At 61.3% G+C, this 25,894-nt stretch carries 22 protein-coding genes; 5 read left to right on the forward strand and 17 right to left on the reverse strand.

The window, feature by feature from the left end; genetic code table 11:
• Nucleotides 1-23 precede the first annotated feature (23 nt).
• The 6 genes from KFE19_07980 to KFE19_08005 all read right to left on the reverse strand — a co-directional run bounded on the left by KFE19_07980 (nucleotide 24) and on the right by KFE19_08005 (nucleotide 6,532).
• On the reverse strand, nucleotides 24-1,370 hold the full coding sequence (locus KFE19_07980; protein QUO39403.1) for a 2-oxo acid dehydrogenase subunit E2: 1,347 nt from the start codon (nucleotides 1,368-1,370) through the stop codon (nucleotides 24-26).
• 27 nt (nucleotides 1,371-1,397) lie between these two features.
• A complete protein-coding gene (locus KFE19_07985) occupies nucleotides 1,398-2,372 on the reverse strand; it encodes an alpha-ketoacid dehydrogenase subunit beta (protein ID QUO39404.1) in 975 nt (324 codons plus the stop codon).
• 20 nt (nucleotides 2,373-2,392) lie between these two features.
• On the reverse strand, nucleotides 2,393-3,385 hold the full coding sequence (locus tag KFE19_07990) for a thiamine pyrophosphate-dependent dehydrogenase E1 component subunit alpha (GenBank protein QUO39405.1): 993 nt from the start codon (nucleotides 3,383-3,385) through the stop codon (nucleotides 2,393-2,395).
• A 194-nt stretch (nucleotides 3,386-3,579) separates the two neighbouring features.
• Nucleotides 3,580-4,635 (reverse strand): TRAP transporter substrate-binding protein DctP, encoded by a 1,056-nt coding sequence (gene dctP, locus KFE19_07995; GenBank protein QUO39406.1) that lies wholly within the window; start codon nucleotides 4,633-4,635, stop codon nucleotides 3,580-3,582.
• A 77-nt stretch (nucleotides 4,636-4,712) separates the two neighbouring features.
• Nucleotides 4,713-6,020: a TRAP transporter large permease gene (locus KFE19_08000; protein QUO39407.1), complete on the reverse strand. Its 1,308-nt coding sequence runs from the start codon at nucleotides 6,018-6,020 to the stop codon at nucleotides 4,713-4,715.
• Complete coding sequence (locus tag KFE19_08005; GenBank protein ID QUO39408.1) at nucleotides 6,020-6,532, reverse strand: TRAP transporter small permease; 513 nt, start codon at nucleotides 6,530-6,532, stop codon at nucleotides 6,020-6,022. Before KFE19_08005 ends, KFE19_08000 begins: the two co-directional genes overlap by 1 nt.
• Before the next feature lie 475 nt (nucleotides 6,533-7,007).
• Between KFE19_08005 and KFE19_08010 the strand changes: the two genes are divergently transcribed.
• A complete protein-coding gene (locus tag KFE19_08010; protein QUO39409.1) occupies nucleotides 7,008-7,715 on the forward strand; it encodes an MBL fold metallo-hydrolase in 708 nt (235 codons plus the stop codon).
• A 151-nt stretch (nucleotides 7,716-7,866) separates the two neighbouring features.
• The gene (locus KFE19_08015; protein ID QUO39410.1) at nucleotides 7,867-8,529 is read left to right on the forward strand and encodes a GntR family transcriptional regulator; all 663 of its coding nucleotides are present in this window, start codon (nucleotides 7,867-7,869) and stop codon (nucleotides 8,527-8,529) included.
• A 78-nt stretch (nucleotides 8,530-8,607) separates the two neighbouring features.
• Here KFE19_08015 and KFE19_08020 read toward each other — a convergent pair whose 3' ends face one another.
• Together KFE19_08020 and KFE19_08025 are read right to left on the reverse strand one after the other, a co-directional pair.
• On the reverse strand, nucleotides 8,608-9,618 hold the full coding sequence (locus tag KFE19_08020) for a lipoate--protein ligase (protein ID QUO39411.1): 1,011 nt from the start codon (nucleotides 9,616-9,618) through the stop codon (nucleotides 8,608-8,610).
• A 129-nt stretch (nucleotides 9,619-9,747) separates the two neighbouring features.
• Nucleotides 9,748-11,451, reverse strand: coding sequence for a peptide ABC transporter substrate-binding protein (locus KFE19_08025; protein QUO39412.1), 1,704 nt, complete (start codon nucleotides 11,449-11,451; stop codon nucleotides 9,748-9,750).
• A gap of 213 nt (nucleotides 11,452-11,664) precedes the next feature.
• Here KFE19_08025 and KFE19_08030 point away from each other — a divergent pair, with 213 nt between their 5' ends.
• Entirely contained in the window at nucleotides 11,665-12,174 is a 510-nt protein-coding gene (locus KFE19_08030; GenBank protein QUO39413.1) for a hypothetical protein, read from the forward strand.
• A 55-nt stretch (nucleotides 12,175-12,229) separates the two neighbouring features.
• Here KFE19_08030 and KFE19_08035 read toward each other — a convergent pair whose 3' ends face one another.
• Nucleotides 12,230-13,387 (reverse strand): DEAD/DEAH box helicase, encoded by a 1,158-nt coding sequence (locus KFE19_08035; GenBank protein QUO39414.1) that lies wholly within the window; start codon nucleotides 13,385-13,387, stop codon nucleotides 12,230-12,232.
• A gap of 33 nt (nucleotides 13,388-13,420) precedes the next feature.
• The gene (locus tag KFE19_08040; protein ID QUO39415.1) at nucleotides 13,421-14,143 is read right to left on the reverse strand and encodes an SdpI family protein; all 723 of its coding nucleotides are present in this window, start codon (nucleotides 14,141-14,143) and stop codon (nucleotides 13,421-13,423) included.
• 319 nt (nucleotides 14,144-14,462) lie between these two features.
• On the opposite strand from KFE19_08040, the gene KFE19_08045 reads away from it, so the two are divergent.
• The gene (locus KFE19_08045) at nucleotides 14,463-14,669 is read left to right on the forward strand and encodes a helix-turn-helix transcriptional regulator (GenBank protein QUO39567.1); all 207 of its coding nucleotides are present in this window, start codon (nucleotides 14,463-14,465) and stop codon (nucleotides 14,667-14,669) included.
• Between the two features lie 55 nt (nucleotides 14,670-14,724).
• Here the strand turns inward: KFE19_08045 and KFE19_08050 are convergent, their stop codons facing one another.
• The 7 genes from KFE19_08050 to glgB form a co-directional block, all read right to left on the reverse strand.
• Nucleotides 14,725-15,258: a hypothetical protein gene (locus KFE19_08050; GenBank protein QUO39416.1), complete on the reverse strand. Its 534-nt coding sequence runs from the start codon at nucleotides 15,256-15,258 to the stop codon at nucleotides 14,725-14,727.
• Nucleotides 15,255-15,734 carry a sigma-70 family RNA polymerase sigma factor gene (locus tag KFE19_08055; protein QUO39417.1) on the reverse strand — a complete coding sequence of 160 codons (480 nt, stop codon included), beginning with the start codon at nucleotides 15,732-15,734 and terminating at the stop codon, nucleotides 15,255-15,257. The genes KFE19_08050 and KFE19_08055 overlap by 4 nt, the downstream gene beginning before the upstream one ends.
• A gap of 131 nt (nucleotides 15,735-15,865) precedes the next feature.
• Nucleotides 15,866-18,295, reverse strand: coding sequence for a glycogen/starch/alpha-glucan phosphorylase (locus KFE19_08060; GenBank protein ID QUO39418.1), 2,430 nt, complete (start codon nucleotides 18,293-18,295; stop codon nucleotides 15,866-15,868).
• A gap of 21 nt (nucleotides 18,296-18,316) precedes the next feature.
• A complete protein-coding gene (gene glgA / locus KFE19_08065) occupies nucleotides 18,317-20,398 on the reverse strand; it encodes a glycogen synthase GlgA (protein ID QUO39419.1) in 2,082 nt (693 codons plus the stop codon).
• A 220-nt stretch (nucleotides 20,399-20,618) separates the two neighbouring features.
• Nucleotides 20,619-21,731, reverse strand: a complete 1,113-nt coding sequence (gene glgD / locus KFE19_08070) for a glucose-1-phosphate adenylyltransferase subunit GlgD (GenBank protein QUO39420.1) — start codon at nucleotides 21,729-21,731, stop codon at nucleotides 20,619-20,621.
• Nucleotides 21,728-22,936 (reverse strand): glucose-1-phosphate adenylyltransferase, encoded by a 1,209-nt coding sequence (locus KFE19_08075; protein ID QUO39421.1) that lies wholly within the window; start codon nucleotides 22,934-22,936, stop codon nucleotides 21,728-21,730. Before KFE19_08075 ends, glgD begins: the two co-directional genes overlap by 4 nt.
• Nucleotides 22,933-24,855 (reverse strand): 1,4-alpha-glucan branching protein GlgB, encoded by a 1,923-nt coding sequence (glgB, locus tag KFE19_08080; GenBank protein ID QUO39422.1) that lies wholly within the window; start codon nucleotides 24,853-24,855, stop codon nucleotides 22,933-22,935. The genes KFE19_08075 and glgB overlap by 4 nt, the downstream gene beginning before the upstream one ends.
• A gap of 445 nt (nucleotides 24,856-25,300) precedes the next feature.
• Here glgB and KFE19_08085 point away from each other — a divergent pair, with 445 nt between their 5' ends.
• Entirely contained in the window at nucleotides 25,301-25,840 is a 540-nt protein-coding gene (locus KFE19_08085) for an AbrB/MazE/SpoVT family DNA-binding domain-containing protein (GenBank protein ID QUO39423.1), read from the forward strand.
• Nucleotides 25,841-25,894: the final 54 nt, after the last annotated feature.

Here is a 25,894-nt window from a genome sequence, read left to right on the forward strand (position 1 = left end):
GTTCCGTTTGATCCGGTCTGAACTCAGACCAGCAGCATATAGGGGTTTTCCAGCAGCTCCGCGATCCGCTTGAGGAACTTGGAGGCCATGACGCCGTCCACCACGCGGTGGTCAGCGGTCAAGCTCAGGTTCATCATGGGCCGGATCACGATCTGGCCGTCCCGCACCACGGGGGTGTCCACCATGTCGCACACGCCCAGAATCGCCAGCTCAGGCTGGTTGATGATGGGAGAGAAGCTGGTGATGCCATAGGGCCCCAGGGAGGAGATGGTGAAGGTGCCGCCGGTCATATCCTCCATGCCCAGCTTGCCGGTACGGGTGGCCTCGATCAGGGCCTCCGTCTCCTTGGCGATCTCCGCCAGGGACTTGGTGTCGCAGCTCTTGACGTTGGGGACGATCAGGCCGTCGCCCTTGGCCACCGCCAGGCCCATGTTGACGTGCTTGTGGCGGGTCAGCATGTTGTCGGCGAAGCTGGCGTTGATGTCAGGGAACTCGGTCAGGGCCTTGGCCACGACCTTCATCAGGATGTGGTTGTAGGTCAGCTTGATCCCCTGCTCCTTCAAGCCGTCCTTCAGCTTGGCGCGCAGGTCCTTCATGGCGGTCACGTCCACGGGACGGGTATAGGTGACCCGCGGAGAGGTGTGCCAGGAGTTGCTCATGTTGGCGGCGATGCTGCGGCGCAGCGGATTGACCTTCACGGGAGCCTCGTCGTTGCTCTCCACGGCGGCAGCGGCGGGGACGTTGACGGCGGCAGCGGCAGGCGCAGCGGCGCCGGCGGCGGCCAGCACATCGGCCTTCATCACGCGGCCCTGGACGTCCAGCTTGCTGACGTCCACGCCCAGCTCGGCGGCCAGCTTGGCGGCCATGGGGCTGGTCTTGGGACCGGCCACGTAGTTCTCCACGTCCCGGGCGATGACGGTGCCGTTGGGACCGGAGGCGGGGATGGCCGCCAGGTCATAGCCCTTCTCCTTGGCCAGCCTTCTGGCATAGGGAGAGGCCAGCACGAAACCGCCGGCGGTCTTGGCCGGAGCGGCAGCGGCGGCGGGAGCCGCGGCAGGAGCCGCAGCGGCGGGGGCGGCGGGAGCGGCTGCAGCGGCAGGAGCCGCGGCCTCAGCGCCGGGGACAGCCTCACCGGGCTGGCCGATCCAAGCGATGACGCTCTTGCACTCGGCGGTCTCGCCCTCGGGCAGCAGGATCTTCAGCAGTGTGCCGTCGGTGTCGCACTCCACGTCGTTGGTCAGCTTATCGGTGGCCACAGAGAACAGCACGTCTCCGGCCTTCACGGTGTCGCCTTCCTTGAACTTCCATTCTTCAATGGTGCCCTCGGTCATGGTCAGGCCGAGCTTGGGCATCAATACTTCAGTTGCCATACTTGAAAATCTCCTTTTCAACAGGCATTAAAACATGCCCTTGATGCCCTTGACCAGGTCCTCCGGGAAGATACGAACCATCTTCTCCAGCGTGGGAGCAAAGGGGATGGGGCAGAAGGGAGCGCCGTACCGCAGGATGGGGGCGTCCAGATACTCCAGGGCCTCCTCCGCCACAGTGGCGGCGATCTCAGCGCCGAAGCCGCCCTGCTTGACCGCCTCGTGGACGATGCACAGCCGGTGGGTCTTCTTCACGCTGTTGAGCACGGTCTCCTTGTCCCAGGGAGACAGGGTGATCAGGTCGATGACCTCGGCCTTGATGCCCTCCTTGGCCAGCAGGTCCGCGGCGCCGCGGGCGTTCTTCATACCGATGGAGTAGGACACGATGGTCACGTCAGTGCCCTCGCGCTCCACGCGGGCCTTGCCGATGGTGTAGGGCACCTCGTCGGCCAGCTCGGGAACCTCGCCTTTTTCCTTGTAGAGGATCTTGTTCTCGAAGTAGATGACGGGATCGTCGCTCTCGATGGCAGCCTTCAGCACCATCTTGGCGTCATAGGGATTGGAGGGAGCCACGACCTGAACGCCGGGAATGTGGGTGAACCAGGCCTCCACGCACTGGGAGTGCTGGGCAGCGCCCTGGATGGTCATGCCGTCGGGAGCACGCAGCACCAGGGGCACTTTGGCCTGACCGCCGAACATGTAGCGGGCCTTGGCCATCTGGTTGAACACCTCGTCCATGGGCACGCCGATGAAGTCGGCGAAGTGCATATCCACCACGGGGCGGGCACCGGCCAGAGCAGCACCCACGCCGCCGCCGATGATGAAGGTCTCGGAGATCGGGGTATCCAGCACGCGGCCGGGGAACTGCTGGGGCAGGCCCTTGAACTGGCCGAAGATACCGCCCTGACGGGCCAGGTCCTCGCCCATAACGAAAATCTTATCGTCTTTTGCCATCGTCTCGGCCATCGCTTCCAGGGTGGCCTGTGCAAATGTGATCTTACGCATCGTTTCGTTCCTCCTTCGCCTTAGTCCACATAGACGTACTTCATGTACTCGGACGCATCGGGATACTCGCTGCTCAGGGCAAACTCCTTGGCGGCCTTGATCTTCGCGTCGCACTTGGCATCCAGCTCGTCGCACTCGGCGGCGGTCATCAGCTTCAGCTTGGCGGCCTTGGCGCGGAACATCTTCAGAGGATCGGTGTCGTGGTAGATCTTCTGGGTCTCGGCGTGGTCACGATACAGCTCGGGATCGCCCACGAAGTGACCCTCGATGCGGTAGGTCTTGGCCTCGATGAAGGTGGGGCCTTCGCCGGCGCGGGCGCGGGCAACAGCCTCCTTGGCGGCCTCATACACGGCGAACACGTCCTGGCCGTCCACGATGACGCCGGGCACATGGTAGCCGGCAGCGCGGTCGGAGATGTTCTCCACGTTGCAGGTGGTGCGGTAGGGAGTGGTGGAAGCCCAGCAGTTCATCTCGTTGACGAAGATGACGGGCAGCTTCCAGGCGGAAGCCACGTTCATGGCCTCGTGGAAGGTACCGCGGTTGGAGGCGCCGTCGCCGAAGAACACCACGGAGACCTTGTCGTTCTTCAGGATCATCTTGTTGGCCAGGGCGGCACCGGTGGCCAGGTTGTAGCCACCGCCCACGACGCCGTTGGCGCCCAGCATGCCCACGGAGAAGTCAGCAATGTGCATGGAGCCGCCGCGGCCCTGGCACAGGCCGGTCTTCTTGCCGTAGATCTCAGCCATCATGCGGTTCACATCGGCGCCCTTGGCCACGCAGTGACCATGGCCGCGGTGAGTGGACTCGATCATGTCATCCTGCCGCAGGGCGGCGCACACGCCGGTGGCAATGGCTTCCTCGCCGATGTACAGGTGGACAAAGCCCGGGATCTCACCCGCCAGGAAATCGTGCTTGACGGTCTCCTCGAACTTGCGGATGGTGCACATAGTCTCGTAGAACTTGGCCGCCTGTTCCTTGGTGTACTTTTCAGCCTTCGCTTTCGTTGCTGCCATAGGAAAGAACTCCCTTCTGCCGATTTGATCGGTGTTTTTAATTTGTATTGCGGAATGTTTCCTGCTTTTTGTGGAAAATACTGGTTATTTTTGAATTTTGATTCGAAAAAACGTGGCGACAGTCGCCTGCAGCCACGTTTTTTCGATTCAGCGCAGTCTGCAAACGCCGGAGCGGTTGCGTAAGTCGCGCAAGCTTATTCGGCGGTGAAAGCAGCGATCAGCTCGGGAGTCATCATGTCCACGAACTTCTGATCCTCATAGATGTAGGCAGCAGCCTCCTTGAACTCAGCAGCGGCCTCCTCGCTCAGCTCGGTGACAGTGACACCAGCGGCGACCCACTTGTCCAGGATCTCCTGGTCCATGGCACGCTCCTTCTCACGCTGGCTCTGAGCAGCCTTCTGGCCGCACTCGTCAACGATGGCCTGCAGCTCGGGAGACAGGGAGTTGTACAGATCGCCGTTCATGGTGAAGAAGATGCAGTCATACACGCCGGTCCAGTAGGTGACGTACTTCTGAACCTCAGCGATGGAAGCGCCGTCAGCGGTGGGCAGGGGGTTCTCCTGGCCGTCATAGGTGCCGGTCTGCAGGCCGGTGTAAACCTCGGACCAGTTGGCGTTGGTCCAGTTGGCGCCCCAGGCGGTGTACTCCTCGTTCAGCAGCTCGGAACCGGCCACGCGGATCTTCAGGCCCTTCATATCGGCCAGAGACTCGATGGGACGGGCGCTGTTGGTAACGTGACGGAAGCCGTTCTCAGCAATGCCCAGCAGGTGCAGGCCCATGCTCTCCACGACCTCGCCCACAGCTGCGCCGGCCTCGCCGTCCAGCTTGGCGTCGACATCGTCGAAGGAGTCGAACAGGAAGGGCAGGGACACAACGTTCAGACGCTGGTCGAAGCTGGAGTAGATGATGTTGGAGTGAGCGGACAGCTCGATGGTGCCGTCCATAACGCCCTGAATGCCCTCGGTCTGGTTGCCGGCAGTCAGCTGGTCGGCGGCAAAGACCTGAACGGTCACGGCGCCGCCGGTAGCCTCGCTGACCAGCTCGCCGAACTCGCGGCCCATGTCAGCCCAGGGGGTGTTCTCGGTAGCAGAGCAGGTGAACTTCCAGGTCTGCTTCTCGAAGGTGGTGCCGCCCTCCTCGGTGCCGGCGGCATCATCGGTAGTCTCCTCAGTGGCGGTGTCACCGCCGCCGCAGGCGACGAGGCTCAGGGACATCACCAGAGCCAGGATCAGTGCAAGAAACTTTTTCATGGGTTTTCCTCCTTAAACATTGTGCTTGGGATTTATCTGATATCACTTACGTGATCACAGACCAACAGGGGTGAGACTTAGGCCTTGAACAACAGGATGGTGGACAGGGGCTCGATGTAGGTGACCAGCAGCAGGGCCACCACGCAGGCCACAATCTGGGGCCACACGGCCTTGGAGATGGTCTCGATGGTAACTCTGGTCTTGTCCCGGACGTCCTGCAGCTTGCTGCTGACGCCGATGGCCACGAACAGGTTCACGCCCACGGGCGGGGTCACCTGACCGATGGCCAGGTTCACGGTGGACAGAACGCCGAAGTGGATGGGATCAATCCCCAGCTGAGTAGCGACAGGGTACATGATGGGGATGAAGATGTACATGGCGGAGTTGGCGTCCACAAAGCAGCCGGCAATCAGGAAGATGATGTTGACGATCAGCAGGAAGATGTACTTGTTGGCAGAAATGCTCAGCAGCAGATTCTGCGCAGCGCCGGAGATGCCGTGCACAGTGCAGACATAGGAGAACAGCGTAGCAGCGCCGATGATGAGCATGATACCGCCGGTGGTCTTGGTGGAATCCACCAGCAGATCATACAGGTCGCGAAGCTTGACCTCGCGATAGATGAACATACCGACCAGCAGGCCGTACACCACGGACACGGCAGCGGCCTCGGTGGGAGTGAAGATGCCGCCGTAGATACCGCCCAGAATGATAACGGGCATCAGGAATCCCCAGAACGCGGTGCGGAAGGACTTCCAGCGGGCGCCCCAGGAGGCCTTCTCGCGGGAAGCAGTCAGGCCCTTCTTGCGGACCTCGATCATGATGACCACCACCAGGGCAATGCCCATCATGATGCCGGGGATGATACCGCCCATGAACATGTCGCCCACGGAGACGCCGGTGATGGAGGCGTACACCACGAACGCGATGGAGGGCGGGATGACGATGGCAATGGAGGATGCGCTGGCCATCATGGCGGAGGAGAACGGAGCGGAGAAGCCGCCGCGGTTGATCATGGCGGGAATCAGGATGATGCCCAGAGCCGCCACGGTGGCCGGACCGGAACCGGAAATGGCGCCGAAGAAGCAGGCCACCACCACGCACACGATGGCGATGCCGCCGCGGCGATGTCCAATGCAGTCGTCAATGAACTGAACCAAGCGGGTGGAAATGCCGGCCTTGGCCATAATGTTGCCGGACAGGACGAAGAACGGAATGGCCAGCAGCAGGAACTTGGCCATGCCGTTGTAGACGTTGGTGGGGACGATGGAGAGCATATCGCCGGAACAGAACATGGCGAAGATGGAGGACATACCCAGGCTGACGCAGATGGGGATGTTCAAAAACAGCATCACAAAGAAGGAGCCAAACAGAATAAAGTTAATCATCAGTCGTTTCCTCCCTCTTCCTTCACACAGTCCGCGTCCCCGTGCAGGACGTCCACAAGATACTCAATGGTATGCAAAATCAGGAAAATTGCGCCGATCGGCAGGAAAATGGTGAACACCCACTCGGGCCAGCCCAGAGAGTTGGTGTGCTTGCCGGAGGCGATCTGAGAGAGGACCTTCTCCCAACCGGTCCACAGCAGCAGCACCCAGAACACGGTATTCACAATGGTCGCGATGACCACCAAGACCTTCTTGCCGCCGACCTTCAGACGGTCGAAGATCAAGGAGAGGCTGATGAGGCTGCCCTCCCGGGCGCACAGGCCGCAGCCCAGCATGATCAGCAGGACGAACAGGTTGATGACCAATTCCTCCGTCCAGGCGAACTGGCTGTCGCTCAGCTTCCGAACGACCACGTTCGCAAAGGTGATCAGGGTGACAAACGTCAAAACGAGACTGGTGACGATCTTCTCGAGCTCGGCGATGCCTCCCATGATCTTTTTGTAGGCTTTCATGAAATCATTCCCTTCCTCACATTCATGCGATTTTCCTCCCAGCGCGGTGCCGCGAAAGCAGCTTTTGAATATTTATTCACCACATATCCATTCAAAAGTCTCTTCTGAACCCAGAACTCTTTCTCCCGCAGCACTCACTTGGGCACGCGGATGGAGAGAATCCCTCTCCATCGACTTTCAAAATTATAACACCGCCCCGGAAAATTGGCAATCACAAAAGCAGATTTTGTATTGAGCTTTTTTCTCGGCAAGCCGTTGCCTAATTTTGCGTAAAGTTCATCTTTTCAGCAAAAAAATCAAAAAACAAGGGAATAGTACTTCCTTTTTGTCCGGTTTGTGGTATACTCGTGATAACAGCCGAAAATTTCACCTTGCTTTGTGCTATATGCATTAAATTTTAAATAAAAATTGAATTTTGCATTTTGTACTCAAAATGCAGGGATCTTTACCGATAATAGAAAAGAGGAGTTCTCCCATGTCTCATTGTACCGTCACGCTCAGCGCCAACGCCGGCGGCGCGCTGGCACTGGGGCCCGCCCGCATCTGGTACGACGCCATGCACCGCCAGCAGGTTCCCGGATTTTCCACCATTTCTCCCGCTCTGATGGCGGCTCTTGAGCAGACCCGGGCCTTCTATGACCCGGACCTGATCCTGTGCAGCCACTGCCACCCCGACCACTGCTCCATCCCCTTGCTGAAGGAGGCCCAGCGGCTGTGGCCCCGGGCGAAACTGGTACTGCCCGAGCCCCATTTACCCGATCAGATCCTGCTGGAGGGCGAAAGCCGCATGAGCCTTGCAGGTCTGGAGCTGCGCTTCGCCCCCCTGCCCCACGAGGGCGCCCAGTACGCCCATGTCGCCAACTACGGCTGTATTCTCCGGAGTGGGGATTTCCGGGTGCTGCTGGCGGGCGACTGCGCCGTAGCCAGCCCCGCACTGGTGAAATTCGTAGGCGGCGAGCCCATCGATCTGGCAATCCTGAATTTTCCCTGGCTGACCCTGCCCCGGGGCAGAGCTGTTATCGAGAGCATCCGGCCCCGCCATCTGCTGATCTGGCATCTGCCCTTTCAGGAGGATGACCGCTGGGGCTATCGTCTGGCCGCCCGGCGGGCTCTGGGCAAGCTCATCACCATTCCCGATGCGCGGCTGCTGCTGGAGCCCCTGCAGGAGGAAACGTTTGACTAAAGGTCAGCGCCATAAAGGTTTTGTGAGATTTACCTTGTAAGAGGCAAAATTTGCATTTACTTTTTGGCGTTTTTCCTCTATAATAGAAAAAACGTAACGAGGGTGCGCGTCGTTTGGACCGCGCACCATTTTTGACAAGGAGGTACCTGCCGTGAAGCCAACCGGATCGATGCTGGATTATGCCCTCAATGAGATCCGCGCCCGTATCCAGAGCGGGGAGTACCCCCCTGGCACAAAGCTCACCACCCAGGAGATCTCAGACTCTCTCGGCATCAGCCGCACGCCAGTGATCTCCGCCATTAACCGCCTCGTATCGCTTGGGCTGGTAGAGGCCATTCCCCGCCGGGGCATGGTGGTGGCAAAAATGTCTCCCGAGCAGGTGCAGGATGTGTTGGAAGTCCGCAAAATGATGGAGCTCTATGCCATATCCGGTGCGCTGCGAACAGTGGCCGCCCAGCCGGAGGCCCTGGCGGAACTGCGCAGGATGCTGGATGGATTTCACGGCGCCTACGAAAAGGGGGATGCCGAAGCGGAAAATGTGGAGTTTCGTTTCCACTCCAAGTATATTGAACTGGCAGGGAACAAGCAGCTGCTGGAGCTGTACAAGGCCAACTGGTCTGTGGCCGCCATCTTCTATTTCTTTTTCCGTACCAATCAGCCGGACCGCCATCGGGAGATGACGCTTCAGCACCACGTGCAGATGGTGGACGCTCTGGCTACCGGAGACGAGCTGCTGCTCTCCTCCGCCATTCAGACCCATGTCAACAGCTGCTACGATCTGCTGGACCTCTACCGGGCCTTTAACTCCAAATGATCACACACAAACGGTGCCCTTTCCAAGGCGGAAAGGGCACCGTTTGAATATTCTTCAAAGTGTATGGTCCAATATGGATCATTCGTCCTCACCAGCCGGGTGGAACAGCGTATCCAGAATCTCCTCCCGGGTAATGGCTCCGAAATACTGGGACAGCGGAAATCGATCCAGGACCGCGGTCACCGCCTCCCGGCGGAAGGGACACCCCAGCAGCGCCCCCGTCACCGGCTCCAGAGAACGCAGCGCCAAAAAATCTCCGTAAAACACGATACCGCTGATAAGCCCCTTCTCCACTTCCAGATGGGGCTCCAGAGATCCGCCGTCCCAGCGGCGGCAGTTGGTCATACTGTATCGCGGAGACCGGCCGAACGTCCATTCCCAGGTGTCATACTTCTCCCGGCGCAGCTCCTCCACTTCAGCCAGTTCTTCCGCCGTGAGACTGTCCGGCGTCAATCCGTCGCCCGCCAGCGCCTCCTTCAGATAGGCCCAGAAGGCCGGCAGATCCATGTCCTCTTTCAAAAAGGTACGGATGTTGCCGATACGGCTGCGTACGGACTTGGAGCTCTTGGACTGGAACTTGGTGGGATCCACGTTCAGCGCACCGGCCACCATTTCCGGGTTTGCGTCAAAGAGCAGCGTACCGTGATGCAGGATGCGCTTTCCCAGCAGGCGCTGGGCCGTACCGGAGACCTTGCGGCCCTCCACGAGGATGTCGTTGCGGCCGGAGGCCTCCGCCTGGAGGCCCAGCCCCCGCAGCGCCTCCACCACCGGACGGGTAAAGCGCTCCATGGTCAGCCGCTCGGCATCGCCGGCGTCGGTAATAAAGGAGTAATTCAGATTTCCCAGGTCGTGATACACGGCACCGCCGCCGGTAGTCCGCCGTACCACGCGGATGCCGTGAGTCTCCACAAAGGCCCGGTTGATCTCCGCCTCAGCGTTCTGATTCTGGCCGATAACAATGGTATTGTCGTTCTGCCACAGCAGCAGATAGTCGCCCTGAATACGGCGGCGCAGCACTGTCTCCTCCAGAGCCAGGTTGTAGGCGGGATCCCGGGAGCCGGTCTCCAGGTAATGGGTTTGAGATCGCATGGGATGCTCCTTTCTATAAGGGTCTTGTCCTCTCATTATACACATCTCCCCTCTTTCCGGCAACTGCTGCACGAAAAAAGCCGCGGCGCCTGACAGGCGCCGCGGCTTTTTATATGGATCGACAGACCCTCACACGCTCCTGACCACGACACTGGCAAAGCGGAACCAGCCGCGGCCGTCCCGCCACAGGCCTGTCAGGGTATCCCGCAGCTGCCAGCCGGTAACAGTGGTGTACAGAGGCGCCACCACGCCCTCCTCCAGCAGCAGGGCCTCCGCATCATGGAGGCAGCCGCTGCGGGCGGTACTGTCCTGAGCGCTGGCGATGATGGACAGCAGCGTATCATAGGCGCTGTTGGCATAATTTGCAATATTCTCCCCGCTTTTGGAGACCCATGGCATCAAAAAGCATTCCGGATCGTTGGCCACCGCCCGCAGTTCCACTCCGGCCAGGGTGAACGTGCCCTCCGCAAGAGCCTGGGACAACTCCTCCTCTGTGACGGCCCGGGCCGTCACCCGCAGGTCCAGCTTCTGGTTCCACATCTGGCACAGGGCCTGGGCCACAGCCGCGGCGCCGGCACCGTCGTCCACATACAGGTATTCCAGATCCCCCAGTCCCCGGCCGCCGTCGTAACCGGCCTGGGACAGCAGCTCCGCCGCCTGGGCGCAGGCGTCGGCGTAGTGATTGGGGTCGTTGTCCAGCAGAGCGCTGTCCGTCCGGAAGGCCGTGCCGTCACTATCCGGCACATCCGGAGGCACCAGGCCCTCCGCCGCCCGGGCGTCCGTGCCCGCCGCCTGGGCCAGGGCATTCCGGTCCAGGACCAGTGTCAGCGCCCGGCGCACCTCCGCCTCATCGAAGAGATCCCGGGCGCAGTTGAGCACCACCGCATAGGTGCTCAGCTCCGCTGTCAGCGACTTTGTCTGGTCCGCCGCCCGAAGCTCCAGCTGCTCCTGGGGCAGTTCGCCCACAAAGTCCACGGTTCCCGCCTCATACAGGGCCCAGGCCTCCTCCGCAGTGTCCGCAAAGCGGAACGTCAGCGTCTCCGGGCCCTTGAGCCGGCCGTAATAGTCCTCATAGGCCGCGGCCGTCAGGCTCTCGTTCCGGGTATAGCCGCTGACTTGGTAAGGGCCGTTGGTCACCAGGGCGGACACGTCACTCCACCAAAGCGCCTCTTCCGTCTCCGCCGTGCTCTCAGTCTCTTCCGCAGACTGCTCCTGATCCTCCCCGGTCTTCTCCGGCTCCCACCGCTCCATCAGATCCCGCCGCAGCGGCATGGTAGCGGTCGCCGTGCACACCTGCGTCAGGAACCACTCGTAATTGCCGTTCAGTACCACCACAAGAGTGGAGTCGTTCTCAGCACTCACCCGCAGCAGGCTCATATCTCCGCTGGCCCGAGCTTCCTCATAGCCCGCCACAATGGACAGCAGCGAAGCATAGGGGGAATTCCGCTCCGGGTCCGCCAGGCGCTGCCAGGCGTAAACGAAATCGTCGGCCGTGACCTTCTTCCCGTCAGACCATTTTGCGCTGCGCAGGCGGAAGGTCCAGGTAACGTTGCCATCCACGTCAGTCTCCGACTCGGCGCTCTTCGCCATGCCGCTGACCGCCGTCAGGGCGCCGTTTTCATCCACGGACGCCTGCATCAGGTTCTCATACAGGTGGGTCAGGATCGTTTGGTCCGCGGCGCTGACTGCATAGATGGGGTCCAGGCTCTCCGGCGCCGCACCGACACACACGGACAGATCCATGCCCTCCTCCCCGCCGCTGCATCCGGCCAGCAGGCTCAGGCACAGCGCCGCCGCCAGCAGCACACACGCCCATCGCGTTTGTTTCTTCATCCGTATCGCTCCTTTCCTGGGAGTAAAGAAGAGGTGCCGGCTCCGCGGCACCCTCACAGCTTCCAAAGCAAAGACATTATAAAGAACTTTCGCAGCCTTGTAAAGTTCTTTCACGGAAAAAGTAACAAAAAATTACAAATTTTAAGGTTTGTTCACAAACTCGCCGCCCCGTGGTATACTCAAGAAAACCCGATCGGCAAGGAGGAATTCCCCATGGGAGACAAGGACAATTTCCAGAAGCCGGATACCGCGGAGGACCTGCGCGCCGCCATGGAGGACCCGGAGGTCCAGGCAGTCAACCAAGCCCTTTCCCGGCGGTTTCTGAAGAATAACCGGCCCAAGAGCCTGGCAGTGGTGATCTTTTTTGTGGCGGCGCTGCTGCTGATGCTGCGCCTGTCCGATCTTAGCGCCTCGTCGGTGACGCCCTCCGCCCTGCGGACGGCGGAGACTGTGGAGGCCTGTCTGGACGGAGCGTCCCCCCAGGTCCTGACCGACCAGCAGCGGGAGGCGCTGCTGGATCTGCTGGACCAGGCCAAGGTGAAGCGGGCCACTGGTACCATTGACACCACCCCGTCGAAAGACAGCTGTGTTTTTACCGCCGGAGAGGACCAGTTTACTCTCACCAGCGACGGCTGGCTGCTGACGGAGAAGAACACCTACGACATCCTCACCTTCACTCCGGAGGAGTTCTGGAGCCAGCTGGAGACCCTGCTGGCGTCCTGACGGACCGCCCCGCGCAGCAAAAAGCGCCGGAAACCGCATGGTTTCCGGCGCTCTTTTATTCTACCACGGTCAGCTTGCCGTCCTCGCCGAATTTCACCGGGACGATCTCGTTCCGGGTCTTTTGGGCGATGTCGTCGATGCGCATTTTGGCGGGGTAGTCGGAGATGAAGGTCACCGCCACGCCCTGGCGCTTGGCCCGGCCGGTGCGGCCGATCCGGTGGACGTAGTCTTGGTTCTCGTCGGGCACGTCGCAGTTGAACACGATGTCCACGTCGTCCACGTCGATGCCCCGGGCCGCCACGTCGGTGGAGACGAACACCCGCAGCTTGCCCTGGCGGAACTGGTCCATGACCTGCTCCCGGCGCTTCTGGGGGATATCGCCGTGGATGCACTCGGCGTCCACGCCCAGCATCTGCAGGAACTTTGCGATCCGCTCCGTGGAGCCCTTGGTGTTGCAGAAGGCCATGCACCGGTCGAAGCCGGTCTCCTCCAGGATGCGGGCAATGGCGTCGGCCTTCTCGTTCTGGGGCACCTCCATGCGGAACTGCTTGATGTCCGGCTTGTTCTGCTCGTCCTCCCGGACGGTGATCTCCGCCGCGTCGCGCTGGTAGACCCAGGCGATGTCCATGACCTCCCGGGAGATGGTGGCGGAGAAGAGGCCCAGGTTTTTGCGCTTGTTCATCTTGTCCAGCAGGCGGGTCACGTCGTGGATGAAGCCCATGTCCAGCATCCGGTCCGCCTCGTCCAGCACCACGGTCTTTGCCGTGTCCACCCGGACGGTGCGGCGCTTCATGTGGTCGCTGAGCCGTCCCGGCGTGGCCACCACGATCTGGGGGCGCTTTTTCAGCGTGTCGATCTGCCTGCCGATGGGCTGGCCGCCGTAAAGGCAGACGGTACGGACGCCGGGCTTGAACTCCGCCAGGTCCCGCAGTTCGTCAGTGATCTGGATGGCAAGCTCCCGGGTGGGCGCCAAAATCACCGCCTGGACACTCTCGTCCTCCGGGTCTACGTGCTCCACGATGGGAATGCCGTAGGCAAAGGTCTTGCCGGTGCCGGTAGGCGCCTTGGCAATCACATCCTGCCAGTCCATCATGGGCGGGATGCAGCCCGCCTGGACCGGCGTGGACACCTCGATCCCCCGCTTTTCAATGGCCCGCATGATCTCCGGAGACAGGGAAAGCGTATCAAACCGGACGCCCTGTGTATATTCCATAGTCGTTACTTCCTTATTTTCTCGATTTTCTCTTCAATCCATCTTTCCGCTGCGGCTGCGGGCAAAGATCCAGGGCGCCGCAAAGGCCGCCAGCACCACGGCCGGCATAACCAGCGAGAGACTTCCCACGGCCATTGTCCAGGCGATCAACGCCAAACCCGCCAGCATCCATATCCATCCGGCAAAGCGGTGAACCGCCTTCCACTGGAGGGGGTTTTCCTCCAGGCCGGAAAACCGCAGCGCCAGGCGGCTGTCCAGGGGACAGTCAAACATATGGGATCCCAGCAGCAGCAACAGCAGGCCCAGCGCGCAGGGAGTGACAAAAGACAGCTGCAGCATTTTCTGTCCGGCAGAATGGAAAATCAGCCAGCTGCAGAAAATGACGGACAAAACGGGAAATCCCCACCGCCCCAGCAGGCGCACCGGCGCAGCCGGAATGGTCATACGCTTTTGGTTCAGATGAAGCTGCATGTGGGTAATCGCGTCCATCAGGCACATAAAGGCCGGCATCCCAAACGCCACCATCCACCGCGGCAGAGAGTCGTCCTGCCCCCCAGGACCGATCAGCCCAGTCTCCACAACTCTGGGAATCTCACTCCAAAAGCGCCCCCCCAGCAGCATGGGCATCGCACAGGCCGCCAGTGTCACGGCCAGCAGCGCCCGCCGCTTTTCCACTGAGGCATGCTTGCCGAAGAGCTTGGCCCCTGTCATCTCGTCTTCCCGGCTCAGGGCCGCTTTCTTTTTCTGTTTGCTCATGGCTCGGGCGGGTCCCTCCTTTGAAAATCCAGCCGTTTCGGCAGAAAAGTACATACGAATGATATTATATCCATAAAAATAAGGATTGTAAAGTATTCTCTGGCAGAGCCGCCCGTTTTCCTCGCTTCACGGCGTTTCATTTACGCAAAGTTCTCGTCCATTATTTGTAATAATAGCCAAAATCTTCCTCTATTTTGTCTGTTTTTTCTATTTTTTGTAGTAAAATTTTGTATTGTGATGGAAGGATCCCCTGTTTTTATGCTACATTAGTAAGCGAACGCAAAATCCCATGGGATTGGAGGGTCAACCAATGACCGACATGGACTACGTGCGGATCCTCCGGGATCTGCGTGAGGATGCCGACAAAACGCAAACACAAATCGCCCAGGTGCTGGGGACGTCGCAGACCATGTACGCCCGCTATGAGCGCGGCGCAAATGAGCTGCCCATCCACCACTTGATCACGCTGAGCAAATACTACGGGGTCAGCACAGACTATCTGTTGGGGCTGTCAAAAGAACGGTAAAACGCGGACAGGAACGCTCTTCCTGTCCGCGTTTTCTATTTTTTCAGCCCGGCACTCACGCCGCCCTTTCCGGGGCATTGCTGCCGCGGGTGACAGTCCAGTCATCCAGATCACCGGTGACATCGATGGTGACGGTCCGGGTCTCCTGACTGCCATCCTCCCAGACGGTCAGCACCTCATAGGTATAGTGGTATGCCCCGGTCTCCTCCAGCGCCTCGGTGATATCGATATCCTGGTCCGCATGGAGGATCAGCCGCCCGTTCTCCCGGGTGACCAGATCCTGCGCAGCGCTGTCCACAGTAATATGGACCTGATTCCCCTCCTCATCCTGGGCCAGCAGGGTATCCTCTCCCGACCAGGCAATGATCCGGAATTGGCGGAACAGCGCTCCGTCCGTGGCATAGTTCACCGCTCCGGCAGTGACGGCCAGGGCCATCGCCATCACGGCGGCGATGGCTGCCGTCCGCAGCAGCTTCGGCAGGCGCCGGGCGTGGGTTTTGTTTTTCATTTTGTAAAAGACCTCCTCTTTTGCCTTCTCAGAGGCCCGCAGCCTGGAAAAGGTCTCGCGATACAGTTTTTCGTCAATCACTGGCTTTCAGCCTCCTTCAATCTCAGTTTCAGCTGCCCTCTGGCCCGCAGGAGCCAGGTCTGGACGGTGGAAATTTTCGCTCCCAGCAGGGCGGCGATCTCACGGACGGCGTAGCCCTCATAGTAATAGAGGTAAATGGCCGCCCGGTACTTAGGCGGCAGGGCCATCACCTGGCGAAACAGCTCGCTTTGGGCCGGTGTGTCCCACACCGGCGTATCCGCCGCCTCCTCCAGAGGCCCGGTCCGGCGCCGCCAGGGTGTCCGCAGCAGGTGCCGGCACTCGTTCACCGCCACCCGGACCAGCCAGTTTTTCTCGTGATCCGGTGATTTAAATGCTTTTTGGGCTGTGTAGAGCTTCAGCAGTGTCTCCTGCATCACGTCCTCCGCATCCGCCCGGCTGCGGGTGCAGCTGTATGCCAGCCGAAACAGCATATCCCCATATCGTTCCACCGCCAGGCGGAATTCCGCGTCCGTCAACTTGTCTCACCTCGTTTGCTCCAGAGTGGAAAGGCCTTTCTATCAGGAATATCCCCCGGCGCCGGAAAAAATCCCGGGCCGGGGGATATTTTTTCGGCGGAGCCGGAAAAACCGGCTCCGCCGCATCGGGCTTATTTTCTGTGGGGCACCCGCCAGATGTTGTCCGCATACTCCGCCACAGCCCGGTCGGCGGCAAAGACGCCGCTGCGGGCGATGTTGTGCAGGCTCATGCGGTTCCACTGAACGGGGTCGGCATAGGTCCGGACCACCCGGTCGGAGGCCTGGTAGTAGCTGTCGAAATCCGCCAGAAGCAGATACTCGTCGGCAGGGCTGCCGCCGGCGCCGAAGAGCAGCCGCTGGTACAGATCGTCGTAGCGCACGCCGTCCCGGAAGCCGTTGCGCAGGGCATCCAGGCAGCGGCTGAGCACCGGGGAGCGGTTGTAGATCCGCTGGGGCACATAGCCCTCCCGCTTCATCTGCTCCACCTCGTCGGAGTGCAGGCCGAAGAGGAACATGTTCTCGTCGCCCAGCAGCTGGTGCATCTCCACGTTGGCGCCGTCCAGGGTGCCGATGGTCAGGGCGCCGTTCATCATGAACTTCATGTTGCCGGTGCCGCTGGCCTCCTTGCCGGCGGTGGAGATCTGCTGGGAGACCTCGCTGGCGGGCATCAGCTGTTCCGCCAGGGAGACCCGGTAGTTCTCCAGGAACACCACCTGCAATTTGTCCTTGCAGATGGGATCGTGGTCGATCTGGTCGGCCAGGGAGTTGATGAGGTGGATGATCCGCTTGGCCACGGCGTAGCCCGGGGCCGCCTTGGCCCCGAAGAGGAAGGTGTGAGGCTGGGTGATGGCATTGGGATCATCCTGCAGCCGCTGATACAGCGCGATGATGTGCAGCACATTCAAAAGCTGCCGCTTGTATTCGTGCAGGCGCTTGACCTGCACGTCGAAGATGGCGTCCGGATTCAGGATCACGCCCCGGGTCTTTTTGGCATGGGCGGCGAAATCCCGTTTGTTGGCCAGCTTGATCTCGGCCAGCCGATCCAGAACGGTCCGGTCGTCGGCAAAGGCGTCCAGCTTCTTCAACGCCTGGGGGTGCAGAAGGTACTCGTCTCCGCCGGTCAGCTCCTTGATGAGGCTGTCCAGCCGGGGATTGATCTCACTGAGCCAGCGGCGGTGGTCGATGCCGTTGGTGACGTTGCGGAACTTCCAGGGCTCCATACCGCAGGCGTCCCGGAACACATCCTTGCGCAGGATCTCGGAGTGGAGGCCGCTGACGCCGTTGACAGCCATTCCGCCGGCGATGCACAGGTTCGCCATGCGGACCTCGCCGCCCCAGACGATGGCCATTTTCTCCGTCTTGCGGGGATCGTGGTAGAAGTCCTCCACCTTCTCCTGCCAGCGGCGGGAGATCTCCAGAGTGATCTGCCAGATCCGGGGCAGGAAGTGCTCGAAGAGGTTCTGGGGCCAGCGCTCCAGGGCCTCCGCCAGAACGGTGTGGTTGGTGTAGGCCACAGACTGGGTGGTGATGCGCCAGGCCTCATCCCAGTCCATGCCGGCGTCGTCGATGAACAGCCGCATCAGCTCCGGGATCACCAGGGCCGGGTGGGTGTCGTTGATCTGGATGACATTCTTCTCATGGAAGTTGTGGAGGGTGCCGCAGGTCTCCAGGTGCTTGGCCACGATGGACTGCATGGTGGCGGAGACGAAGAAGTACTGCTGCTTGAGCCGCAGGGACTTGCCCTCCAGATGATTGTCCTCCGGGTAGAGGACCTTGGCGATGGTCTCCGCCATGGCCTCCTCTTCGGCGGCTTTGAGGTACTCGCCCCGGGAGAACAGGGACATATCCACCGGCTTGGTGGACCGGGCGTCCCACAGCCGCAGGACATTGACGTGCTCCGTGCCGTAGCCGGCGATCTCCATGTCGCAGGGGACCGCCTGGACCACGGTGGCATCCTCATGGATAATGTGCAGATGGCCGTTGTCCCAGAATTCCCGGACCTTGCCGCCAAAGCGGACCTCCTGGGCCTCAGCAGGCTTGGGCAGCAGCCAGGCGGCGCCCAGGTCCTTCCAGTTGTCCGGCAGCTCCACCTGCTGGCCCTCCACGATCTTCTGCTTGAAGATGCCCAGCTCATAGCAGATGGAATAGCCGGTAGCCGGGATCTCCAGGGTGGTCATGGAGTCCAGGTAGCAGGCGGCCAGACGGCCCAAGCCGCCGTTGCCCAGCGCCGCGTCGGGCTCGATCTCAAAGATATCTGCCGCTTTAAAGCCCATGTTCTCCAGCGCCTGCCGCAGCTGAGGCAGGATCCCCAGGTTGTAGGCGTTCTTCATCAGGCTGCGGCCCATGAGGAATTCCAAAGACAGGTAGTGGACCTGCTTTTTCTGTTCCTTGCGGGTCTTTCTGCGGGTCTCGACCTCCCGCAGTGCCATTACATCCCGCAGCGTCAGGGCACAGGCCCGCATCATCTCGCCGGGGAGCGCCTCCTCCGCCGTCTTGCCGAAGTGCAGCATCAGCTTGGCGGACAGTTCTTCTTCCAGTGACTTGGTGGTAAATTTCTTCATGAATCCTCTCGCTCCGCCCTTTTACTTGCCGGCGGGTCCTTTCTTCTGGCTGGTCTCTTTTTTGGCCGCGGTCTTTTTTGCGGCGGGTTTCTTCCCGGCAGCCTTCTTGGCGGGCTTCTCCGCAGGAGTCTCCTTCGGAGCAGATTCCGCTTCAGGGGCTGCCTTTTCCTCCTGGACGGTCAGCGCCTTGGGCCCCTCCTCTTTCACCGTCAGGGCCTTGGAGCTCTCTTTCTTGACGGCCAGGGCAGACTCCGGCTTCACAGCCAGCGCCTTCTCCGGAGCACTCTCCTCTTTGGGAACTTCTGCGGAGACGGACGCCTCCTCCTTAGTGGTTTCCTCCTTGGGATTCTCCGTCTTTTTGGAAGTCCTTCTGGCAGCGGGCTTCTTGGGGGCCTCCGCCTTTTTGGCGGCGGATTTCTTCGCTGCGGACTTCCTGACCGCAGTCTTTGCGGCCGGCTTTTTGGCCTCGGCGGGCGGTTCCTCCGCAGGCGCGGCTTCGGCGGGGACGCTCTCCGCGGCGGGAGCGGCCTCGGCGGCAGGTGCCTCCGCGGGAGCAGGTTCGGCGGCAGGCTCCTCCACAGGCGCGGCCTCGGCGGGAGCCTCCGTCACCGGCGTCTCCGCCGGAGCAGACTCAAAAGGGGGCGCTTCGGGGGTCTGAGGCGGCCAGGTCTGGCCCGTGACAGAGGCGTAGATCCGCAGGTAGTCCCCGGCGCTCCGTGCCCAGCTGAAGTCGCACTCCATAGCCCGCTGGCGCAGGCGGCCGAAGGCGTCGGGATAGTCCTTGTACAGATACACGGCCTCACGGACCACATACAGCATATCACCACTTGCGTAATTTGCAAAGGTAAATCCGTTGCCGGCGTCCCGCCAGGCCTCGTAGGGCTGGACGGTATCCTTCAGGCCGCCGGTCTCCCGGACGATGGGCACGGTGCCGTAGCGCATGGCGATCATCTGGCTCAGGCCGCAGGGTTCGCTCTTGGAAGGCATCAGGAACAGATCGGCGCCGGCGTAGATGGCCATGGACAGATCCTCGTTGTAGTCCAGGCGCACCGCCATGCGGCCAGGATACTGCTGGGCAGCCCAGTTGAAGAACTCCTCGTACTTCCGGTCGCCCTTGCCCAGGATCACCAGCTGCATGGGCATCTCCATCAGGTCGTGGATCACCTCGCACAGCAGGTCCAGGCCCTTGTGGCTGACCAGACGGCTGACCATGCCCACGATGGGGGTGTAGGGCTCTTCCCGCAGGCCCATCATCTTCTGCAGCTCCGCCTTGCACCGCTCCTTGCCGCTCATCTCGCTCACGGAGTAGTTGGCGGCGATGTGGGGATCGGTAGCGGGGTTGTAGCGCTGCATGTCGATGCCGTTGAGCACGCCGGAGACCTTGTAGCCGCACTGGCGCATGATGCCGTCCAGCCGGTGGGCGAAGAAGGGCATCTTCAGCTCATTGGCATAGGTGGGAGACACGGCGTTGACCGCGTCGGCGCAGAGGATGGCGCCCTTGAGCAGGTTCACGTCGCCGTCCATGAGGATGGTGCCGTCATCAGCCCAGCCGTGGTCCAGGCCGAACAGATCGCCCAGAGTCTGCTTGCCGTAGCGGCCCTGATACTCGATGTTATGGATGGTCAGCACCGTCCGGATGGAGCGGTAGCGGTCCATCCGCACACCGTCGTCCTTCAGATAGACGGGCACCAGGGCGGTCTGCCAGTCGTTGCAGTGGATGACCTCCGGCCAGAACTTCATGTGGTCCAGCATCTGCACCACGGCCCGCGCAAAGAAGCCGAAGCGCTCGCCGTCGTCCATGTAGCCGTACAGATCCGGCCGGTTGAAATACTGCTCGTTGTCCAGGAAGTACCACGTCACGCCGTCCCGCTCCAGGGAGAACAATCCGCAGTAGCTGTGACGCCAGGCCAGGTCCACATAGTCGTAGCAGAGGAAGTTCAGCTCATGGCCGTAGCGCTCCCGCACCTTCTGGTACAGGGGCAGCACCACCGCCACCTCAGCGCCGCTGGCAGCCAGAGCCGGAGGCAGAGAGCCCGCCACATCCGCCAGACCGCCGGTTTTGCAAAAAGGCACCGCCTCGCTGGTCGCATATAAAATCTTCATGGTCCACTCCTTTCTTTCGGCCCGTGGGAAACGGGCCGGGAAAACAGGCCGGGGCCGCTGCGGTCCCGCCGGGTCCTCCCACACAAACACACAAAAATGCGGGCGTTTTCGCCGCCGCCAGGGCATCCCGCCCTTCGGCGGCGAAAACGCCTCGTCCCTAACAATGGTTCACTTCCGGCCCGCAGGCCGCACCGTCAGAGGCAGGGCGCTCTCCCCCGCCTCAGATGACGCTGCCCTTGGCCAGCACGATGGGATACGAACTGTGGCCCATCAGCGTCCGGTCCGCCAGGACCTCCACGTTCTTATCGGCAATCAGATAGGATACCTCCGCATTGCGGCGTACCGCCGTCTCCTTGAACAGCACGCAGTTGCGCACCACGGCGCCGGCCTCCACCACCACACCGGGGAAGAGGATGGAGTTCTCCACCACACCCTCGATGCTGCAGCCGTCGGCCACCAGAGAGTTGATGCAGCGGCCGTCCGGCCCGATGTAGGACGAGCACTTGTCGGTGCCCTTGGCCCGGATGGGCCGCTCGGGGCAGAACAGCTCCGCCCGGATGGCGGGGTCCAGCAGCTGCATGCTGCGGTCATAGTACTCCTGCACGGAGCGGATCTGCGCGGCAAAGCCGCCCCAGACGTAGCTGTTGAGATAGAGGGTATCCTTTCTGGCCTGCAGCACATCCCGCCGCCAGCTGAACTGGTCGTGGCTGGCGCACTCGTCCACCAGCTCCAGCAGCAGCTTGGTGGAGAGGATGTAGACCTCCAGGCCCCGGTAGCCCCTGGGGGTGTGGAGGTGGTAGAGGACGTCGGTGATCCGCCCCTCCTTGTTCCGCTCGAAATAGGTGCCGTTCTCAGTCTGGAAGCTGTCGTTGCCGCAGACCACGGTGATATCGGCGCCGCTCTTGAGATGCTGTTCAAAGATCTCCGTCAGCGGCAGGTTCACCACCAGGTCACCGTCCATCAGCGCCACATAGTCCCGGCGGATCTCCTGCAAATAGGAGCGGACTCCGGCCAGAGCCTCCATCTTGCCCCGGAAGACCCCCTCGCCGTACTTCTCCTTGAAGGCGAAGGGCGGCAGCAGCTTCAACCCGCCGCGCTTGCGGCTCAGGTCCCAGTCCTTGCCGGTGCCCAGATGGTCCAGCAGGCTCTGGTAATGGCCATGGAGCACGATGCCCACATCGGTGACGCCGGCGTTGACCAGATTGGACAAAGAGAAGTCCACCGCCCGGTAGCGGCCGCCGAAGGGCACGGAGGACGCGGAGCGGATCTCCTCCAGCTCCCGCAGGTCGTTGCGCTTTTCGTAGGAAAAGATGATGCCGTGCATACCGTTCATTTGGACACCTCCTCACCATTTCGGTCCAGCATGATGCCGGGCCGGACCTTCCGCCCGTTCTCCACCTGGCAGCCGGGTGCCAGGACCGTCAGCCCCCAGGAGTCGGGCAGGACATCCTCCGGCGCGCCGCCCACCTGGCAGCCCTCGCCAATATGGCACCGCTCGCCCAGGATGGCGTATTTCACCACGGCGCCGGGCTCTATCACCACGCCGGGCAGCAGCACGGAATAGCTGACCCTGGCGCCCTCGCCCACGACCACGTTGGGCGAGAGAACGGAGTTCTCTACCGTTCCCTCAATGTCGCTGCCGCGGTTGAAAGCGCTGTGGGCGACATGGGAGGCGCGGCCCAGAAAGGCCGGCGGCGCGTTGACGGAGCGGGCGTAGATGGGCCAGGACTCATCCAGCAGGTCCAGGCCGGACTCCGGGGAGAGCATATCCATGTTGGCGTCCCAGAGGCTCTCCAGGGTACCCACGTCCTTCCAGTAGCCGGCAAAGCGGTAGGCGGCCATGACCTCGCCGTTGCCCAGCATGGCGGGGATCACGTTCTTTCCGAAGTCGTTTTCAGAGTTGGGGTTGGCCTCGTCCTCCGTCAGGTACTTGCGCAGAGCCTTCCAGGAGAACACATAGATGCCCATGGACGCCAGGTTGCTCTTGGGCTCCTTGGGTTTTTCCGCGAACTCGGTGATGAGGTCGTTCTCATCCACGCTCATGATGCCGAAGCGGGGCGCCTCGGACCAGGGCACCTCCATAACGGAGATGGTACAGGCGGCGCCGGCGGCCTTGTGGCGCTCCACCATCTTGGCGTAGTTCATCTTGTAGATGTGGTCGCCGGAGAGAATCACCACGTAGTCCGGATCATACAGGTCGATGAAGCCGATGTTCTGGTAGATGGCGTTGGCAGTACCCTTGTACCAGGTGCCGCCCTTGCTGCCCTGATAAGGCGGCAGGATGTGGACACCGCCGGTGGTACCGTCCAGGTCCCAGGGAATGCCGCTGCCGATGTAGCTGTTGAGCTCCAGAGGACGGTACTGGGTCAGCACGCCCACGGTGTCGATGCCGGAGTTGGTGCAGTTGGAAAGAGGAAAGTCAATGATGCGGTACTTGCCGCCGAAGGGCACGGCGGGCTTTGCCATATCGCCGGTGAGAACGTAGAGGCGGCTTCCCTGGCCGCCCGCCAGCAACATGGCGATACACTCTTTTTTCATGTTTTCTCCATCTCCTTTGCCTGTTGTTTCTTCCTGGGCTTGGGGAAGGTTCCCTCACCCCGCAGGAACACCGCGCCAAACGCGGGGATGCGGATGGCGGCGGAGTGCTCCCGTCCGTGGGAGGGAATGGCCTCCACCGGCACCGGCGAGGTGTCGCCGAAGCCGTCACCGCCGTAAATGGGGTCGTCCGTATTGAACACGGGCACATACCGCCGGTGGGCCGGAACGCCCATGCGGTACCCCTCATATGTATTGGGGGAGAAGTTCACTGCGCACATGAGGTCGCGGCCCTTGCTGTCCTTGCGCAGGAACACCACCACGTTGTTGTGGTTATCGTCCGGCACCAGCCACTCGAAGCCCTCCCAGCCAAAGTCGATCTCCCACAGGGCCGGGTTCTTCTGGTAGAAGGCGTTGGCCTCCCGGAAGAAGCGGTGGATCTTCTGGTTGATGGGCTGGTCCAGCAGATACCAGTCCAGCTGGCCGTCGGAGTCCCACTCGTGCCACTGGCCGATCTCGGCGCCCATGAAGAGGAGCTTCTTGCCGGGGTGGGCCAGGAGGTACGCGTAGAAGCCCTTCAGGCAGCGCAGCTGATTTTCGTAGTCACCGGGCATCTTCCCCACCACGGAGCCCTTCATGTGGACCACCTCGTCGTGGGAGATGGGCAGCACGAAGTTCTCAGAGAAGGCGTACATCATGGAGAAGGTGATGTCCTTATGGTGGTCCTGGCGGAACCAGGGATCCAGCTTGAGGTAGTGGCACATGTCATTCATCCAGCCCATGTTCCACTTGAGGTTGAACCCAAGGCCCCCCACGTCGGCAGGCCGGGTCACCAGGGGCCAGGCAGTGGACTCCTCCGCCACCATCAGCACATCCGGGTCCACGGAGAAGGCCATGGCGTTGAGCTCCCGGAGGAAATCGATCGCCTCCAGGTTCTCGTGCCCGCCGTACTTGTTGGGGGTCCAGGGGCCGCCCTGGCGGTCATAGTCCAGATACAGCATGGAGGCCACGGCGTCCACCCGCAATCCGTCGATGTGGTACTCCTCCAGCCAGAAGCGGGCGGAGGAGAACAGGAAGCTCTTGACCTCCGGCCGGCCGTAGTCGAACACCCGGGTGCCCCAGCTGGCGTGCTCCCACTTGTTGGGGTCGCTGTACTCGTAGCAGCAGGTACCGTCGAACTGATACAGGCCCTGCTCGTCCTTGCAGAAATGGGCAGGCACCCAGTCCAGCAGCACGGAGATGCCGTTTTTGTGCATATGGTTGACGAACCACATGAAGTCGTGGGGCGTGCCGAACCGGGAGGTGGGGGCGAAGTATCCGGTGCACTGGTATCCCCAGGAGTCGTCCAGCGGGTGCTCTGTCACCGGCAGCAGCTCGATGGCGTTGTAGCCCATGTCCTTGACATAGGCCGCCAGCTCTCTGGCAAGGTCCTTGTAATCCACGAAGTCCCCGTTGTCCCGCTTCTTCCAGGAGCCCAGATGCACCTCGTAGATGTTCAGCGGCGCATGGTACACCGGACGGGCCGCCTTCTTCTTGCGGAAGGCCGCGTCCGTCCACTTGAAGCCGCTGATGTCATACAGCTTGCTGGCGGTGGCGGGGCGGGTCTCTGTATGGAAGCCATAGGGGTCCGCCTTCTGGTGGACCGCGCCATCAGCGCCCCGGACGGCAAACTTGTAGGCAGTATAGGGCTTGAGCCCAGGGATAAACCCCTCCCAGATCTCTCCTTTTTGTTTGAGGGGAGAGGCGGACACGTCCCAGTCGTTGAAGTCTCCCACCACGGAGACCGCCTGAGCGTGAGGCGCCCAGACCCGGAAGGTCCAGCCGGCCTTTCCGCGTTTTTCCTCCGGGTGGGCGCCGAACCAGCGCCAGCCGTCGGTCAGTTCGCCCTTATGGAAACGGTCTACTAGATCTCTCTTTGCCATGGCAGCAGCTCCTCTCCCTGCGCGTCCGCGGGGCGGGCAGGTTCCTTGATTTTTTAGGGGATAAATGACTTGTTTCGGACCCGATTTTACTTTATATATTATACTTCCTGCAAAAAATACCGTCAAGGATGGTCCTGTCGAAAAAGCTGGGGAAGAGTTGTTTGAATCGCCTAATTTTTCCAGGATTTCAACAGGATTATTTTGACGTTTTTGTCAATTCCCTCAAGATGATGTCAAAATTTTGCGATCTCTTTTCACAGCTTTCACAAATTGCAGAGCCGTCCGCCTCCACTTTTCTACTATCGCGCGGTGCACCGTCTCTGGCAAATGAAACCAGGGAAGAGACCGCATAGGCAAACAAATCCTGCGGATACTAGCTTTTGCCAAGGGGCTGCCGCCAGCGGGCAGGCAGAGCAAAATCAATCAGACAAAAGGAGTTTTCGATATGAAGGCAACTGGAATCGTGCGGCGGATCGACGACCTGGGACGGGTGGTCATTCCCAAGGAGATCCGCCGCACCATGCGCATTCGGGAGGGAGATCCTCTGGAGATCTACACCAGCCGGGACGGCGAGGTGATCTTCAAAAAGTATTCCCTGCTGGGCGGCATCGAGGACTTCGCCGGGGAGCTGTGCGAGACCATGAGCCGCTCCACAGGCGCCGTCTGCGCCGTCACAGACCGGGACACGGTGATCGCCGTGGCCGGCGGCGGAAAGCGGGAGCTGATGGGCAAGCGGATCACGGCGGACCTGGAGCAGATCATGGAGACCCGCAGGATCTATCAGTTTGCCGGAGAGGGACAGCCCATCCCGGTGTGCGACGGCAGCGACAAGCTCACCGTCGCCGTGGCGGCGCCTATTCTGGCGGAGGGGGACCTGCTGGGCCTGGTGCTGTTTATCTCGGCCGACGGCGCCGTCACCGGCGAGACGGAGTACAAGCTGGCACAGACCATCGCCGCTTTTCTGGGCCGCCATATGGAGGGTTGACCCTCCGGCGGCCCCTCTCACCGCGGCGGGCTTCCCCAACGGGGCGCCCGCCGC

This window comes from Dysosmobacter sp. Marseille-Q4140, assembly GCA_018228705.1.
GTDB lineage: Bacteria > Bacillota > Clostridia > Oscillospirales > Oscillospiraceae > Oscillibacter.

What these genes read in the sequence shown, in the direction of transcription:
- KFE19_07980 (QUO39403.1), bottom strand. Translation starts at nt 1,370, where the DNA reads ATGGCAACTGAAGTATTGATGCCCAAGCTCGGCCTGACCATGACCGAG.
- KFE19_07985 (QUO39404.1), bottom strand. Translation starts at nt 2,372, where the DNA reads ATGCGTAAGATCACATTTGCACAGGCCACCCTGGAAGCGATGGCCGAG.
- KFE19_07990 (QUO39405.1), bottom strand. Translation starts at nt 3,385, where the DNA reads ATGGCAGCAACGAAAGCGAAGGCTGAAAAGTACACCAAGGAACAGGCG.
- dctP (QUO39406.1), bottom strand. Translation starts at nt 4,635, where the DNA reads ATGAAAAAGTTTCTTGCACTGATCCTGGCTCTGGTGATGTCCCTGAGC.
- KFE19_08000 (QUO39407.1), bottom strand. Translation starts at nt 6,020, where the DNA reads ATGATTAACTTTATTCTGTTTGGCTCCTTCTTTGTGATGCTGTTTTTG.
- KFE19_08005 (QUO39408.1), bottom strand. Translation starts at nt 6,532, where the DNA reads ATGAAAGCCTACAAAAAGATCATGGGAGGCATCGCCGAGCTCGAGAAG.
- KFE19_08010 (QUO39409.1), top strand. Translation starts at nt 7,008, where the DNA reads ATGTCTCATTGTACCGTCACGCTCAGCGCCAACGCCGGCGGCGCGCTG.
- KFE19_08020 (QUO39411.1), bottom strand. Translation starts at nt 9,618, where the DNA reads ATGCGATCTCAAACCCATTACCTGGAGACCGGCTCCCGGGATCCCGCC.
- KFE19_08025 (QUO39412.1), bottom strand. Translation starts at nt 11,451, where the DNA reads ATGAAGAAACAAACGCGATGGGCGTGTGTGCTGCTGGCGGCGGCGCTG.
- KFE19_08030 (QUO39413.1), top strand. Translation starts at nt 11,665, where the DNA reads ATGGGAGACAAGGACAATTTCCAGAAGCCGGATACCGCGGAGGACCTG.
- KFE19_08035 (QUO39414.1), bottom strand. Translation starts at nt 13,387, where the DNA reads ATGGAATATACACAGGGCGTCCGGTTTGATACGCTTTCCCTGTCTCCG.
- KFE19_08040 (QUO39415.1), bottom strand. Translation starts at nt 14,143, where the DNA reads ATGAGCAAACAGAAAAAGAAAGCGGCCCTGAGCCGGGAAGACGAGATG.
- KFE19_08045 (QUO39567.1), top strand. Translation starts at nt 14,463, where the DNA reads ATGGACTACGTGCGGATCCTCCGGGATCTGCGTGAGGATGCCGACAAA.
- KFE19_08060 (QUO39418.1), bottom strand. Translation starts at nt 18,295, where the DNA reads ATGAAGAAATTTACCACCAAGTCACTGGAAGAAGAACTGTCCGCCAAG.
- glgA (QUO39419.1), bottom strand. Translation starts at nt 20,398, where the DNA reads ATGAAGATTTTATATGCGACCAGCGAGGCGGTGCCTTTTTGCAAAACC.
- glgD (QUO39420.1), bottom strand. Translation starts at nt 21,731, where the DNA reads ATGAACGGTATGCACGGCATCATCTTTTCCTACGAAAAGCGCAACGAC.
- KFE19_08075 (QUO39421.1), bottom strand. Translation starts at nt 22,936, where the DNA reads ATGAAAAAAGAGTGTATCGCCATGTTGCTGGCGGGCGGCCAGGGAAGC.
- glgB (QUO39422.1), bottom strand. Translation starts at nt 24,855, where the DNA reads ATGGCAAAGAGAGATCTAGTAGACCGTTTCCATAAGGGCGAACTGACC.
- KFE19_08085 (QUO39423.1), top strand. Translation starts at nt 25,301, where the DNA reads ATGAAGGCAACTGGAATCGTGCGGCGGATCGACGACCTGGGACGGGTG.